At 67.7% G+C, this 13,710-nt stretch carries 13 protein-coding genes; 3 read left to right on the plus strand and 10 right to left on the minus strand.

Going from position 1 to position 13,710, the window contains the following annotated elements:
• Window positions 1-11 precede the first annotated feature (11 nt).
• The 5 genes from ASC92_RS16590 to ASC92_RS16610 form a co-directional block, all read right to left on the minus strand.
• Window positions 12-956, minus strand: a complete 945-nt coding sequence (locus ASC92_RS16590) for a glutaminase (RefSeq protein ID WP_056517745.1) — start codon at window positions 954-956, stop codon at window positions 12-14.
• On the minus strand, window positions 953-1,861 hold the full coding sequence (locus ASC92_RS16595) for a DMT family transporter (protein WP_056517748.1): 909 nt from the start codon (window positions 1,859-1,861) through the stop codon (window positions 953-955). The genes ASC92_RS16590 and ASC92_RS16595 overlap by 4 nt, the downstream gene beginning before the upstream one ends.
• An 85-nt stretch (window positions 1,862-1,946) precedes the next feature.
• Window positions 1,947-2,444 carry a BON domain-containing protein gene (locus ASC92_RS16600; protein WP_056517751.1) on the minus strand — a complete coding sequence of 166 codons (498 nt, stop codon included), beginning with the start codon at window positions 2,442-2,444 and terminating at the stop codon, window positions 1,947-1,949.
• Window positions 2,444-2,953 (minus strand): flavin reductase family protein, encoded by a 510-nt coding sequence (locus tag ASC92_RS16605; protein WP_056517895.1) that lies wholly within the window; start codon window positions 2,951-2,953, stop codon window positions 2,444-2,446. The genes ASC92_RS16600 and ASC92_RS16605 overlap by 1 nt, the downstream gene beginning before the upstream one ends.
• Before the next feature lie 390 nt (window positions 2,954-3,343).
• On the minus strand, window positions 3,344-4,573 hold the full coding sequence (locus tag ASC92_RS16610; protein ID WP_056517755.1) for a nucleoside recognition domain-containing protein: 1,230 nt from the start codon (window positions 4,571-4,573) through the stop codon (window positions 3,344-3,346).
• Between the two features lie 71 nt (window positions 4,574-4,644).
• Between ASC92_RS16610 and ASC92_RS16615 the strand changes: the two genes are divergently transcribed.
• Window positions 4,645-6,222, plus strand: a complete 1,578-nt coding sequence (locus ASC92_RS16615; RefSeq protein ID WP_056517757.1) for a phospholipase D family protein — start codon at window positions 4,645-4,647, stop codon at window positions 6,220-6,222.
• Window positions 6,223-6,262: 40 nt separating this feature from the next.
• On the opposite strand, the gene ASC92_RS16620 is transcribed toward ASC92_RS16615, so the two are convergent.
• From ASC92_RS16620 to ASC92_RS16635, 4 genes are all read right to left on the minus strand, one after another.
• Entirely contained in the window at window positions 6,263-7,708 is a 1,446-nt protein-coding gene (locus tag ASC92_RS16620; protein WP_056517759.1) for a glutamine synthetase family protein, read from the minus strand.
• 23 nt (window positions 7,709-7,731) lie between these two features.
• Window positions 7,732-9,063, minus strand: coding sequence for an aromatic ring-hydroxylating dioxygenase subunit alpha (locus tag ASC92_RS16625; protein ID WP_056517764.1), 1,332 nt, complete (start codon window positions 9,061-9,063; stop codon window positions 7,732-7,734).
• A gap of 144 nt (window positions 9,064-9,207) precedes the next feature.
• Window positions 9,208-10,707 carry an amidase gene (locus tag ASC92_RS16630; protein WP_082519607.1) on the minus strand — a complete coding sequence of 500 codons (1,500 nt, stop codon included), beginning with the start codon at window positions 10,705-10,707 and terminating at the stop codon, window positions 9,208-9,210.
• Between the two features lie 104 nt (window positions 10,708-10,811).
• The gene (locus ASC92_RS16635; RefSeq protein ID WP_056517767.1) at window positions 10,812-11,618 is read right to left on the minus strand and encodes a metallophosphoesterase; all 807 of its coding nucleotides are present in this window, start codon (window positions 11,616-11,618) and stop codon (window positions 10,812-10,814) included.
• 80 nt (window positions 11,619-11,698) lie between these two features.
• On the opposite strand from ASC92_RS16635, the gene ASC92_RS29090 reads away from it, so the two are divergent.
• Window positions 11,699-11,917 carry a hypothetical protein gene (locus tag ASC92_RS29090; protein WP_235505846.1) on the plus strand — a complete coding sequence of 73 codons (219 nt, stop codon included), beginning with the start codon at window positions 11,699-11,701 and terminating at the stop codon, window positions 11,915-11,917.
• A 9-nt stretch (window positions 11,918-11,926) separates the two neighbouring features.
• Here the strand turns inward: ASC92_RS29090 and ASC92_RS16640 are convergent, their stop codons facing one another.
• Window positions 11,927-12,907 (minus strand): LysR family transcriptional regulator, encoded by a 981-nt coding sequence (locus ASC92_RS16640; RefSeq protein WP_056517770.1) that lies wholly within the window; start codon window positions 12,905-12,907, stop codon window positions 11,927-11,929.
• 123 nt (window positions 12,908-13,030) lie between these two features.
• Here ASC92_RS16640 and ASC92_RS16645 point away from each other — a divergent pair, with 123 nt between their 5' ends.
• Window positions 13,031-13,573 (plus strand): hypothetical protein, encoded by a 543-nt coding sequence (locus ASC92_RS16645; RefSeq protein ID WP_056517773.1) that lies wholly within the window; start codon window positions 13,031-13,033, stop codon window positions 13,571-13,573.
• Window positions 13,574-13,710 lie beyond the last annotated feature (137 nt).

Here is a 13,710-nt window from a genome sequence, read left to right on the forward strand (position 1 = left end):
CTGCGGCCTGATCAGAACACCGACAGCCCCGTGCGCGCGACGAACATCTCGAGCGCTTTCATGCCCAGCAGCGAATTGCCGGTGGCATCGAGCGCGGGCGACCACACGCACAGCGTGAGCCGGTCGGGCACGACGGCCACGATGCCGCCGCCCACGCCGCTCTTGCACGGCAGGCCGATGGAAAAGGCCACGTCGCCCGCCGCGTCGTAGGTGCCGCAGGTGAGCATCAGCGCGTTGATGCGGCGCGTCTGACGCTCGCCGGTGATCTCGGGTTGGCCATCGATCGGGTGCGCGCCGTCGCGGCACAGGAAGGCTGCGGCACGCGCCAACTGACGGCAGCTCATGCGCAGCGCACACTGGTGGAAGTAGGTGTCGAGCACAGTGGCAACGTCGTTGTCGATTTTGCCGAAGCTCTTCATGAAATTGGCCAGCGCGATGTTGCGAAAGCCCGTGTCGGCCTCCGACTTCGCCACCTCGTCGTCGAAGACGATGGGCTCGCCGCACAGGCTACCCATCAGCGCTAGGATGTCGGCCTTGGCGCTGCTGTCGTTGGCCTTCGCCTGGCTCACGAGCCGGTCGGCCATCGCGATGGCGCCGGCATTGATGAACGGGTTGCGCGGCTTGCCCTGTTCGTTCTCCAGCTGCACCAGCGAGTTGAACGGGTTGCCCGAGGGCTCGCGGCCGATGCGCTCCCACAGCGCGTCGCCCATGCGCTGCATGGCGAGCGTGAGCGTGAAGAGCTTCGACACGCTCTGGATGGAGAAGGGCGTCTCGCAGTCGCCCGCGCCGGCCTCTTCGCCTTCGCAGGTGCGCAGCGCAATGCCGAACTGCCGCGCGTCGACGCGAGCCAGCGCCGGGATGTAGCTGGCGACGGTGCCGCCCTGGCCGAGTTGCGGGCGCAGGGTGGCGACGATCTCGTCGAGTACCGGTTGGAAATTCGTGGTTGTCTTGGTCATGCGCTGCGTTGTACCGCAGGCCGCCGGTTCACCAGCACGATGCCCAGCGCCACGCCGACCAGCGCCATCATCAACTGCGCCGTGAGCGGCTCCTTCAGCAGCACCACGCCGAACACCAGCGCGAACAGCGGCGTGAGAAAGGTGAAGGACGACATCTGCGTGGCCGGGTAGTGCCGCAGCAGCCACATCCAGGTGAGGTAGCTGGCGAAGGCGCCGATCACGGTCTGCAGGCCGATGGACGCCCAGGCCCAGGTGGAGTACGAAAAACTCCAGTGCTCGCCAAGCGCCAGCGACACCACCGGGCACACCGCCGCCGTCACCGCCACCTGGTAGAACAGCGTCTTCTCCGCACTGGCCGTGGCCAGCCGCGTGGTGCGCAGCGTCAGCGTGGTCAAGCCCCAGAGCATGCCGGCGGCCAGCGCCATCCCGTCGCCGACGAGCTGCGACGAACTCATGTGGCCGAAGCCCTCGCTGAAAGCCAGCACCACGCCCGAAAACGCGATGAACAGCCCCAGCCACTGGAAGCCGCGCAGCCGTTCGGCGGGCACCCAGCGCGGCAGCAGCAGCGACACCCAGAAGGGCGCGGTGTAGAGAAACACCGTGAGCCGCGAGGCGCTGGTGTGCTGCAGCCCCAGGTAGATGCCGGCGAATTCGCCCGAGAACAGCAGGCCGGCCAGCAGCCCGGGCCACAGCGTGCCGTCGCGCTCGAACAGCGGCACGCGCCGCCACACGCACCACAGCCACAGCAGCACCGTCGCGCCGACCATGCGGATCGTGGCCTGCCACAGAGGCGGCACCTCGGCCACGGTGGTCTTGATGAGGATCTGCTGCAGCCCCCAGAAGGCGCAGCAGGCAATGAGCAGGCCGATGGCGAGGCTGTCGAGATGGGTCTTGCGCTGGATCATTGGCGGTCGGTCGGTCACGGCGGATGGCCCGCCAGATTCATCCGATGATCGTACCGCGCCCGCATGATCTGCGCGCAAGGCGCCTTCAGTTCGCGGCCAGCGGGTAGGGCGGCTTGCCGCGCGTGCCGACCATCAGGTCGGGCACCACGGTCTCGACGTCGGGCAGGGCGCGCGCGGCGCGTTCGAGCTTCTTCGCCAGCGCCGCGTTGGGCACGCAGCCCTGCAGGTAGACCCAGCGGCGCTGGATCACTACCCATACGCTGCCCTTGTTCACGCCCGGCACGGCCAGCAGCGCGGCGCGCACCTTGGGCGCGAGCGGCTTGTCGTAGCGGTAGGCGTTGCTGTCGGTGCATTTGCCGGCCAGCCAGCAGCTGGTGCCGCGCTCCAGCCGCGAATGGGTCTGCAGGCGGCGTTCCTCGGCGGTATAGAACGGGCCTTCGGGCATCGCACAGGCCGGCAGGCCCGCGGACACCTGGAAGAACGGATCGTCGAACCAGTTCTGTTTGAGCGGCCCCGCCGTTTCCTGCGCCATGCCGGTCTGCGCGGCGAGCAACAGGACGGACAACAGCGCAGGGCGTTTCATCACAAGGGATGCTCGGTATAGAAGCGCCCGCCGTGGAACAGCAGCGGCGAGGCGCCTGCATCGTGCGTGCAGCGCTCCACCTCGCCCACGAAGATCACGTGGTCGCCTTCGTCGTAGCGGCTGCGGTTGAAGCACTCGAAGCTGGCGGCCGCGCCCACCAGCACCGGTGCGCCGCCGAGGCCCTCGGTGAAGGCCACGTCGGCCCAGCGGTCGATGTTCTTGGCGGCGAAGCGTTCGGCCAGCGCCTTCTGGTTGGCCGCCAGGATGTTCACCGCGTAGTGCGAACCGGCGCTCAGCGCGGGCATCGAGCCGGCCGCGCGCGCCAGGCTCCACAGCACCAGCGGCGGCGCCAGCGACACCGAGTTGAAGGAGTTGGCCGTGAGGCCGACCAGCGTGCCGTCGGCCGCGCGCGCGGTGACGATGGTGACGCCGGTGGCGAACATGCCGAGCGCTTCACGAAACTCGTCGGGCGAAAAGGAGGGCGGCTGGGCCCGGCGGGAAGTGGTCACTGAAAAAGGCGGCAAGGCTTGGAGGGCGGAGGACCATTTTGGCTCAGCGCCTGTCGGGTTGCTGGGCCGGGCTCATCAGCTCTGCCACGAGGCTGGTTTAGACGGTGGCGGCAGGTAAGTCATTCAGGGCGCGCGCACAGGCCGCCGGGTACTCCCCTGCGCGAATGTCCCCCGCTTCGCTCCTCCTTTATTTCGCTGCGGGGAGCACCCGACGCCCTGTGCACGAGGGCACGTTGCTGGTGTCCCGCTGATCAACCAGTGCTCTGAACGATCGCGCCGATGCGGGGGCCTTTTTCGCGAAATAAAGGAGGAGCGAAGCGGGGGACATTCGCGAAAAAGGTCACCGCGTCGGCGTGAGCGCGCCCTGAACCGAACTGAACCGAACTCGACCTACCCGAAGAACCAGTAGCAAACAGCGACAGCGGCCACGACCCCCGCCAGCTCCGCCAGCAGCGCACACGCCACCGAGTGCCGCGCACGCTGGATGCCGACCGCACCGAAGTACACCGCCAGCACGTAGAAGGTGGTCTCGGTGCTGCCCTGGATGGTGGCGGCCACCAGCGCGGGAAAGCTGTCGACGCCCTGGCTCTTCATGGTCTCGATCAGCATCGCGCGCGCCGCGCTGCCCGAGAAAGGCTTGACCAGCGCGGTGGGCATGGCGTCGACGAAGCGGGCGTCGAAGCCGCCTGCGTGCACCAGCCAGCGCAGGCCGCCGAGCACGAAGTCGAGCGCGCCCGAGGCCCGCAGCACGCCGACCGCACACAGCATCGCAACGAGGTACGGCAGCAGGTTCTTCGCGATGTCGAAGCCTTCCTTCGCGCCTTCGATGAAGCATTCGTACACCTTCACGCGGCGGATCGCCCCGGCCAGCAGGAACACCATGATCACGCCGAACAGCGTGAGGTTGCCCAGCAGCGACGACAGCGACGCGATGGCCGCCGCCGACAGCGTGCCCAGCAGCGCCATGAAGCCGCCCAGCAGCAGCGCGCCGGGCACGAGGTAGGCCAGCACCACCGGGTCCCACAGCCGCAGGCGCTGCGCCACCGCCACCGACAGCAGCCCGACCAGCGTCGAGGCGCTGGTGGCCAGCAGGATCGGCAGGAACACCAGCGTCGGGTCGCCCGCGCCCTGCTGCGCGCGGTACATGAAGATGGTGACCGGCAGCAAGGTCAGCGACGAAGCGTTGAGCACCAGAAACAGAATCTGCGCGTTGGTGGCGGTCACCGGGTCGGGGTTCAGCCGCTGCAGCTCGCGCATCGCCTTCAGGCCGATGGGCGTGGCGGCGTTGTCCAGCCCCAGCGCATTGGCCGCGAAGTTCATCGTGATGAGCCCGAGGGCGGGGTGCCCCGCCGGCACGCCCGGCATGAGGCGCCGGAACAGCGGCCCCAGCAGCCGCGCGAGCCAGCCGACCAGCCCCGCGGCCTCGGCGATGCGCAGGAAGCCCAGCCACAGCGTGAGCGTGCCGAACAGCAGCACCATCACCTCGACCGCCAGCCGCGCCATCGCGAACAGGCTTTCGACCAGGGCCGCGAACACGGTCGGGTCGCCCCCCACGAGCCACCGTCCCAGCGCCGCCAGCGCCGCCATCCCGAAGAAACCCAGCCACAAGCCGTTGAGCACGCTTCTCTTTCCTTTTTTGCGGGTCGATCATAGGCCGCCGCTGCGGCCCGTCGCGAGCTACAGTTCGGGCCATGCGCGCTTTCATCGTCCGTCGCTTTGCCGCCTTCCTGGGGTTCGTGGCAGCCACATGGCTGGCAGGCTGCGTCAGCCTGCCGCCGCCCGTGCCGCGCGCGAGCGTCACGGCGATCACCGACGTGGCGCAGACCGAACTCGGGCAGCTGGCGGCCAAGGGCATGCCGGGCGGCTCCGCCACGCTCTCGGGCTTCCGGCTGCTGCCCGAGGCGGCGTTCGCCTTCGACGCCCGCATTTCGCTCGCGCGGCATGCCGAGAAGTCGCTCGACGTGCAGTACTACCTGATCCAGAAGGACGACGTCGGCCTGCTGCTGCTCAAGGAGCTGCGCGAAGCCGCCGCGCGCGGCGTGCGCGTGCGCCTGCTGGTGGACGACCTCTACACGGCCGGCGAGGACGAGGTCTTCAGCACGCTGTCGGCCTTCCCGAACATCGAGGTGCGGCTGTTCAACCCGCTGCCCTCGCGCGCCAATTCGCTGTCGGCGCGGCTGTTGTTTTCATTGACCGACTTCGGCCGCATCAACCATCGCATGCACAACAAGCTGCTGGTGGCCGACAACAGCTTCGCGGTGTCGGGCGGCAGAAATATCGCCAACGAGTACTTCATGCGCAGCACGGCGGCGAACTTCATCGACATGGACGTGCTGTCCAGCGGCCCCGTGGTGCGCCAGATGTCCGAGGGCTTCGACCGCTACTGGAACAGCGAGCACGTGCGTCCCATCGAGCAGATCGCGCCGCTGCGCATGCCGGTGGAAGAGGCGCAGAAGCGCTTCGACGCTATCGCGCGCACCGCGGTGCCCGACGTGCCGATGCGCCCGCGCGACGTCCTCGACAAGCCCCCGGTGGGACAGGAGCTGATCACCGGCGATGTCGAGCGCTACTGGGCGCCATTCACGCTGTTCGTGGACGACCCCGAGAAGATCACGCGCAAGCCCGAAGCGGCCTTCGAGGGCAGCGTAACCGAGGGCGCCCTCGGCGTCATCAATTCGGCGAAGCGCGAAGTCAAGATCGGCTCGCCGTATTTCATTCCTGGCGCGCGCGGCATGGCGATGATGAAGAAGGCCATCGAGCGGGGCGGACGCATCACCGTGGTCACCAACTCGCTCGGCGCGACCGACGAGCCGCTCGCCTACGCGGGCTACGAGCGCTACCGCGCCGACATGCTGAAGATCGGCGTCACCATCTACGAGATCGCGCCCACGCTCACGGGGCGCTCGGGCCGGTTCGGGGATTTCGGCAAGTCGATCAGCCGGCTGCACGCCAAGCTCGCAATCGTCGACGACGACCGCTTTTTCGTCGGCTCGATGAACCTCGACCACCGCTCGGCCGCCGTCAACACCGAAATGGGCCTGGTCATCGACAGCCCCGAGCTGGTGAAGGACTATGACAAGCTTCTCAGCGGCGAGCGCCTCAACCTGGGCTACAGGCTTCGGCTCGGGCCCGACGGCCGGCGTGTGCAGTGGCTCGAGTACGACGACGCCGGCGGCGACATCGTCCACGAGGACGAGCCCGGCGAATTCCTCTGGCTGCGCTTCAAGAACTGGCTGCTGCTGCCCATCGTAGGCGAAGAGTTGCTGTAGCCGCCGGCCTCGGCATCGCTTGCTTCGCGGGTGGGCTCGTTCAGAACATGTCGAAGTACTCGCGGTGTTCCCAATCGCTGACTTCGAGGTTGAAGCGGGCGATTTCCGCTTCCTTGATGTGGCAGAGGTAGTCGACGAAGACCTTGCCCATCTGCGTGTTGAGCATCTCGTCGCGGCGCAGGCAGGCCAGCGCTTCGCCCAGGGAACGGGGCAGCTGTTCGGCCGGCGTCTCGTACGGCGCGTCGGCCGAAGGACCGGGGTCGATCCTGCTGCGGATGCCGTCGAGCCCCGAGAACAGCTGCGACGCGAGGTAGAGGTACGGATTGGCCGTCGGCTCGCCCACGCGGTTCTCGATGCGCGAGGCGCTTTGCCCCGCGCCGCCGAGCACGCGCAGCATCGCACCGCGGTTGTCCCTGGCCCAGATCGCGCGGTCGGGCGCGAGCGAAAACGGGCGATAGCGGCGGTAGCCGTTGATGGTGGGGCTCGCGAGCGCCGCCGCGCCGCAGGCGTGTGCCTTGAGGCCGCCGAGGTAGTGCATGCCGATTTCGCTCAGGGGCTGCTCTGCAGCCTCTGGCATGAACGCATTGGTGCCGTCGCTCTTGCGGCGCAGCGACTGGTGCAGGTGCCAGCCGCTCGACATCACGTTCGGGATCTTCGGGCGGCACATGAAGGTGGCGTGCAGCCCGTTGCGCTGGCAGATCTGCTTGATGGCGCTGCGCAGCAGCACCATGGTGTCGGCGGGCATCACGCCGGCCGTGGGGCCGAAGGTGAGCTCGAACTGGCTCGGGCCGAATTCGATTTCGAGCGAGCGCAGCGGCAGGCCGAGCGCGATGAGCTGCGAGCGCAGCAGTTCCATCAGCGTATCGACGCGGTCGTAGCGCAGCTCGGTCAGGTACTGATGGCCGTGCGACAGCAGCGACACGCGCGGCGGTTCGCCGGGTTGGCCCGAATCGGCCAGGCCCATGCGCGCATCTTCGAGCTTGAAGACGTGGAACTCCACTTCGAGGCCGGCGATGAAGTCCAACCCCTGCTCGTCGAGATGGCGCACCGCGCGCTGCAGGATCTGCCGCGTCGCGAAGGGGCAGGGCTTGCCGTCGGCCATGTGCGCGTCGCACAGCACCCAGCCGGTGCGCGGCGACCACGGCAGGATCTTGAAGGTGGCGGGGTCGGCCACGATGGTGAAGTCGGCGCCGCCTTGCAGGCCTTCGATGGCGAAGCCGCCGCCTTGTGAGAATACCGGGAACACGGTTTTGTGCGAGGTGTCCTTGGCCAGCAGCGTGGAGGTGAGGTTCACGCCCTCCCACAGCGCCGAGCGGGCCTCGGTGGCCACCAGCGTCTTGCCGCGCAGGATGCCGTGCTGGTCGGGCCAGGCGAAGCGCACGAGGTCCACCTCGCCGCTGTCGATGCGGCGCACCAGTTCCCTGGCCTGCGCGTGCTGGTCGTCGGACCAGAGACCGAAGCGGTCGACGAGTGTGTGGCTGCTCATGGCGTGCGTGCTGTGAGCGGGTGTCAGGCGACGAGCCGTGCCGAGGCCCAGTCGGACTTCAGTCGGCGAGCGCGGTCGGCGTCCTGCCAGTAGGCCTCGGTGGCCGCTTCGTCGCTGACGCGGCCGATGCCGTCGATGGACGGAGGGCCGGTCATTGCGCGGGCCTGCGCGGCCTCGATGAGCATCGGCGCGCTCTCGCCGGCCAGCGTGGCGTCGATGGCTTTCACGAGCATGCGGCGGTAGGTGATGATGCCCTTGTCGGTGCTGCCCAGGTGCTCGCGCGTGCGGTCCTGGATGGCGCCCTGCGACTCCACTGCCCACTGGTCGTGCACGTTGATGTCGTCGCCCATGCCGGTGTAGGTTTCGGTCAGTTGCTCGTCGACGCTGTAGCCGTAGTTGTTGCGCTTGTTCTTGCGCGAGGTGTAGCCGGGCAGTTCGTAGAGCTTCAGGCGCTGGTCGCGCATCTGCTGCTTGTCGACCGGGCCGGTGAAGCTGGTGAAGATGGCGTACCAGTAGCAGTGCGTGTCGTCCACCGGCACATGCCATTGCGAGATGGTCATCTCCGCGCTCATCGGGATCACGAAGGCCTGCGGGAACACCAGGTTGGTCACGCGCACGTGCGTGGTGTCTTCCGACAGCTTGCGCAGCGCCTTCAGGCGGAAGCCGTAGTCGGTGGGCTCCACGCTGATGTCGGGGCGGTCGTACTCGCGCAGCACCCGGGTGATGGGCATGTCGGAGTCGGCCGAGGCGCCGCGGAACTGCTTGCCGTAGCTCCCGGAGGTGTCTTCGTCCTCGAAGAAGCGGTGCAGGTAAGAGGCGTGCGCGGGGTCGATGCCCACTTCGAGCGCCTGCAGCCAGTTGCACTCGAACAGGCCCTTGAACGCGAAGGTGTGGCTGTCGGGCGCGACGAAGCAGTCGAACTCGGGAAAGGCGGGGGGCTCGCCCTCGCCGATGTACGCGAAGACCACGCCGTTCTTTTCGACCACAGCGTAGGCCGACTGCTTGATGCGGCTGCACAGCTTGCTGGGGGCGGGCTCGGCCGGGATTTCGAGGCAGTTGCCCTTGGCGTCGAACAGCCAGCCGTGGAAGGCGCAGCGCAGGCCGCCGTTTTCCAGCCGGCCGAAGGCGAGGTCGGCGCCGCGGTGCGGGCAGTCGCGGTCGAGCATGCCGAGCTGGCCGCTCTCGTCGCGGAACAGCACGAAGTCCTGGCCCATGAGCTTCACGGGCTTGACCGGGCGCGGGCCGGCCAGCTCATCGGCCAGGGCCACCGGCTGCCAGTAGCGGCGCAGCAGTTGGCCGGCGGGCGCGCCGGGTCCGACGCGGGTGATGAAATCGTTTTGCTCGGCGCTGATCATCGTGCGGGCTCCATCGGGTGCTGCAATGAGGCTTGCGGTCATTGCATGCAACTGTACAAGCCCGGCATGGAGCTCGACGAATAAGCGGCCCACGTCGAGATGGACTGCCGCTTCTCCTTCGCCGTGCGAGCGCGATATGCCGTCTCAGCTGCTGAGCGCGCGCCGCGGCGTCACCACGGCTTCCACCGCCGCGCCGACCGCGAGCAGCCGGTGGTCGGTGTTGCCGATGCCGGCCACCATCAGCCCGACCGGCGCCGTGCCTACGTCGTGGCAGGGCACCGAGAGCGCGCAGCCGTCGAACAGGTTCACCACGGAGGGGTTGCGCAGCATGCGGGCGTTGATGCGGTAGTAGCTGTCGTCGTCCTTCAGCACCTCGGCGATCGGCGGTGCGATGTCGGGCGTGGTGGGCATCAGCATGGCGTCGTAGCCGGCGGCGGCCGTGTTGATCGAGCGGATGAACTGGCGGCGCAGCGCCTGCAGTTGCAGGTAGTCGGGCGCTGTGATGGTTTCGCCGGTCTTGATGCGGGCGAGCACGCGCGGGTCGTATTTGGCGGCGCTCGTCTTGATGAATTCGCGGTGCCAGGCGAAGGCCTCGGCGGCGGTGATCGTGCCGCGCGGGTTGATGGTCGGCGCCTTCGCGAACTCGGCCATCGGCAGTTCGGTGACCGTGGCGCCGGCGGCCGAGAGCTTGGACAGCGCCGATGCGAAGGCCGCGGCCACGGGCGGCGACAGGTCGTCCTGGAAGAAGGTCTTGGGCACCGCGAAACGCAGGCCGCGCAGCGGCAGCACGCGCAGCGGGCGCGGCAGCTCGGCGGCCAGCACGGAGTCGAGCAGGGCGCAGTCTTCCACCGTCCATGCCATCGGCCCGGCCGAATCGAAGGAGGTCGACAACGGAATCACGCCATCCAGCGGAATGCGTCGCTGCGTCGGCTTGAAGCCCACCAGCCCATTGAGCGCGGCCGGAATGCGCAGCGAGCCGCCCGTGTCGGTGCCGATGGCGCCGGCTGCCATGCCGTCGGCCACCGAGATCGCGCCGCCCGAAGTCGAGCCGCCCGGGATGCGGCCGGTCGTGCGGTCGTAGACGTTCTTCGGCGTGCCGTAGTTCGGGTTGATGCCCAGGCCGGTGTAGGCGAACTCGACCGTGTTGGTGCGCCCGATGATGATCGCGCCGGCGCGCCGCAGCCGCTCGACCGCGAGGGCATCGCGCGCCGCCGGCGGCTGGCCGGCCAGCACTGTCGAGCCGCCGAGCGTGGTGATGCCGGCTTCGTCGAACAGGTCCTTGAGCGAGATCGGGATGCCCGCGATCGGCGAAGCGGCCGGTCGGCCGTCCTTGCGCTCTGCGTCGAGCCGCGCCGCGGTGGCGCGGGCCGAGTCGGCGTGCACGCGGATGAAGGTTCGAGCGCCTTCGCCGGCCGGGTTCTGGATGGCGGCCAGCGCTTCTTCCACCAGTTGACTGCTGCTGAGGGAGCCGGCGACAAGGCGGCGCGACATCTCGGCCATCGACAGCTGGCCCATGGCCTTGCCCGCGCCTTCGCCCGGACCCTGGGCGAAAGCCCTTGACCAGACGCCCAGCAAGCCGGTGGCAGCTGCGGCGCCCGCGGTCTGTTTCAGGAAAGTGCGTCGTTGTTCTTGCTGTTGCGTCATGGCGCTCTCCTCCATCGGTGAGATGGGCTCGGGTCAGTCTACACAGCGGCAGTGGCGCGTACGTTGCCGGCCGTTACCGTGTTACGGCGCGTGACGCCGTTCTTTCAGCGCACGTCGATCAGCAGATGGGGCTTGAAGCCCTCCTGCTCGCCATTTCGCGCGTAACCCAGCGGGTTGGCCACCACGCGGCAACCGCTCTTCATATAGTCGGAAGGGCAGTGCAGATGGCCGTGCAGCCACAGCTTGGCGCGGGGCAGCAGCTCGTCGAGCGCATTGCAGAAACCGGCCGTGCCGGGCGTCAGTCCGTAGCGCGGGTCGCGGCTCTCGAGGCTGGGTGCGAAGTGGGTGATGGCCACCGTGGTGCCGTCGAAAGGCTCGGCCAGCGCCTCGGTGAGCCAGGCCTGGCAGGCCAGCGCCTGTTCGCGCAGCTGTGGGGCGAGGAAGAGTTCGCCGTTACGCATGGTGGCTGCTTTTTCAAGGTAGAAATCGGCTGCGCGCATTGCCTTGCCGCGTTTCTTGAGCGCCTCGGCCAAGCTGTCGGCGGGTTCGGCCAGCGCGTCGAAGTCAGCCCACAGCGTGGTGCCGACGAAGCGGATGCCGTCGATGACGTGGGTTTCGCGCTCGAGCCAGAGGATGTTGAGTTCCTCGCAGAGTGCGCGCAGGCGGCCGTGGGTCTCGTCGAAATCGAGGTTGTCGTATTCGTGGTTGCCTGGCACATAGACCACTGGCACCGGCCAGCCGTTGCGGGGCGAAAAGCGGCCCAGGCCGAAGTCGGCATCGGTCAGGCGGGAGCCCTGCTGGTAGGAGCCGATGTCGCCCGCCAGGACCAGCATGTCGGCACCCGGCACGGGCTCGGCACGGAAGCGGGGATGGGACTCCAGGTGCAGGTCGGAGAGCAGTTGCAGCTTCATCGTCGGGGCAGTCTAGGTGAATTGCCTCATGCATGAAGTGCATAAGGCTTGGCTTGAATTACTAGGGATAACCCTTATTCTTGATCTATCAACCACTCCAGCGCAGCCACGGGCCGCGCACTGTCATGTTCAGCCTCATTGCCCAAGTGGCCCGCTTCTTCCGTTCCTCCGCCACCAACGCCCCGGCCAGCCACGCCGCCACGCTGATGGAAAGCGCCGACATGCGCGCCGGTCGTGGAGCCCACCACGCGCAGGAACTGCGCGCCGCCGCCTCGGCCTGGCTCAGCGTCGTTCGCTGATCCCTCCGGTCAGCCGGGCACCTTCTGCCCGAGGACCGACCCGGCGAAAGCCGCCGCTGCCGAGCGCAACAGCGCCGCTCGCAGCCACTCGTGCGCATGTCCGTGCTGGGCGCGCCGGTGCCAGATGGCATCCACATGCACCGGCGGCTGGTCGAAAGGCAGGTCGCGCAGTACCAACTGGTCGTCGATGCCGGTCACGGTCACGAAGTGGCGCGGCAGCACCGTCAGCAGGTCTGAGTTGGCGACCACCCGTCCCGCCGTGAAGAACTGGTTCACCGTCACCGCAATGCGCCGTTCGCGGCCCAGGGCGCCCAGCGTCTGGTCGATGAAGCCGTATGGCCGTCCCGAAAAACTCACCAGCAGGTGCCGCGCCGCGCAATAGTCGTCGAGCGTAAGGGGCGCGTTGGCCAGTGGGTGCCCACGCCGCATCACGCATACGTACTGGCCCAGGTAGAGCCGCTGGGTTTCGAATGCGACCCCCACGCCGGATTGCCCGCGCGCCGCGAGGCTCGCGATCACTGCCGGGAAATAGCCGACGGCCACATCCACCTCTTCGAGTTCCAGCATGCGGCGCGGGTCGCGCGTGGTCAGCGGCAGCACGCGCAGCGAGATGGCGGGTGCCTCCTTTTCGGCGATCTTTACCAGTCCGGGGATCAGTTCGGCCGCGGTGGCATCGGCCATCGCTAATAAAAAGGTGGTGTCGGCGACCCCCGCATCGAACTCACCGGGAGCCAGCGTGTGCTGCAGCTGGCGCAGGGCGTCGCGTACGGTCGGCCACAGGGCCAGCGCGCGCGGCGTGGGTTCGACGCCAGCGCCGGAACGGCGCACCAGCTCGTCTCCCAGCACTTCGCGCAGGCGCCTCAGCGCGTTGCTCACCGCCGGTTGCGTGATCGAGAGGTTGCGGGCGGCACGCGTGAGGTTGCGCTCCGCCATCACCTCATCGAAGACGCGAAGCAGGTTGAGATCGAGCGTGCGAAAGTTGACGTCCATCAGTTTTGTGAATGATAAACATCAGAAAGATAAAGTGGATGCGCACTAGGGTAAGCCCTAATATCACTGCATCGGCCCTGTTCGCCACCACTGATTTCCACACTGTCCCAGGAGGGATGCATCATGACCAGCTTCGTTCACGTTGACCAACCTACTGTCCACCCCGGCGTGCATCGCGCCGAAGTCCTGTTCGGCCAGATCCAGGCCGCGCGCGCCGGCATCAATGGCGCTCGCCCGCTCGCCGCGCTGTTGATCGTCGCCATCGCGGCGGCGGTGCTGGTGGTGACCGACTCCCTCGTTTCCAACTGGAACGAAGGCGGCCTGCTCGCTGCTTGGACCGTGTTCTGCATCACTGCCATCGCCTTGTTCGCGCTGTTCGCAGGCTCGATGCGCCAAAGCAGCATCGCCGGTGCGTGGCGCACTGCCGCCGAGCGCCGCGCCGCTGCCCGTGCCGACGCCCGTTTCCTGGAAACCGCCCAGAACGACCCGCGCGTCATGCAAGAGCTGCAGGCCGCGATGTGGCGTCAGCAATCGGAAGGCACTGTGCCTGCCACCGAAGCTGCCAAGATCGACGCACTGGCCCGCATGAGCACCCGCACGCAGCAAGTGCGCATGCCTACGCTGTATGAAGCGATGCGTCGCATGAACAGCTCGCGCTACTACTAAGCAGCAACCTGCTGAATGCGAAAGCCGCTCTTGAGCGGCTTTTTCTTGTCTGTGACCCGTCCTGAACTGGGTTGACACCTTTTCCCTCAAGAAAAGGCAAGTCAATGGAATCAAGCATCAAACGCACCCAACGGGAC

Source organism: Variovorax sp. Root411, assembly GCF_001425205.1.
Taxonomy (GTDB): Bacteria; Pseudomonadota; Gammaproteobacteria; order Burkholderiales; family Burkholderiaceae_C; genus Variovorax.

Coding starts and splice junctions, on each gene's coding strand:
- ASC92_RS16590 (WP_056517745.1), bottom strand. CDS start 956: ATGACCAAGACAACCACGAATTTCCAACCGGTACTCGACGAGATCGTC.
- ASC92_RS16595 (WP_056517748.1), bottom strand. CDS start 1,861: ATGATCCAGCGCAAGACCCATCTCGACAGCCTCGCCATCGGCCTGCTC.
- ASC92_RS16600 (WP_056517751.1), bottom strand. CDS start 2,444: ATGAAACGCCCTGCGCTGTTGTCCGTCCTGTTGCTCGCCGCGCAGACC.
- ASC92_RS16615 (WP_056517757.1), top strand. CDS start 4,645: ATGCGCGCTTTCATCGTCCGTCGCTTTGCCGCCTTCCTGGGGTTCGTG.
- ASC92_RS16620 (WP_056517759.1), bottom strand. CDS start 7,708: ATGAGCAGCCACACACTCGTCGACCGCTTCGGTCTCTGGTCCGACGAC.
- ASC92_RS16625 (WP_056517764.1), bottom strand. CDS start 9,063: ATGATCAGCGCCGAGCAAAACGATTTCATCACCCGCGTCGGACCCGGC.
- ASC92_RS16630 (WP_082519607.1), bottom strand. CDS start 10,707: ATGACGCAACAGCAAGAACAACGACGCACTTTCCTGAAACAGACCGCG.
- ASC92_RS16635 (WP_056517767.1), bottom strand. CDS start 11,618: ATGAAGCTGCAACTGCTCTCCGACCTGCACCTGGAGTCCCATCCCCGC.
- ASC92_RS16640 (WP_056517770.1), bottom strand. CDS start 12,907: ATGGACGTCAACTTTCGCACGCTCGATCTCAACCTGCTTCGCGTCTTC.
- ASC92_RS16645 (WP_056517773.1), top strand. CDS start 13,031: ATGACCAGCTTCGTTCACGTTGACCAACCTACTGTCCACCCCGGCGTG.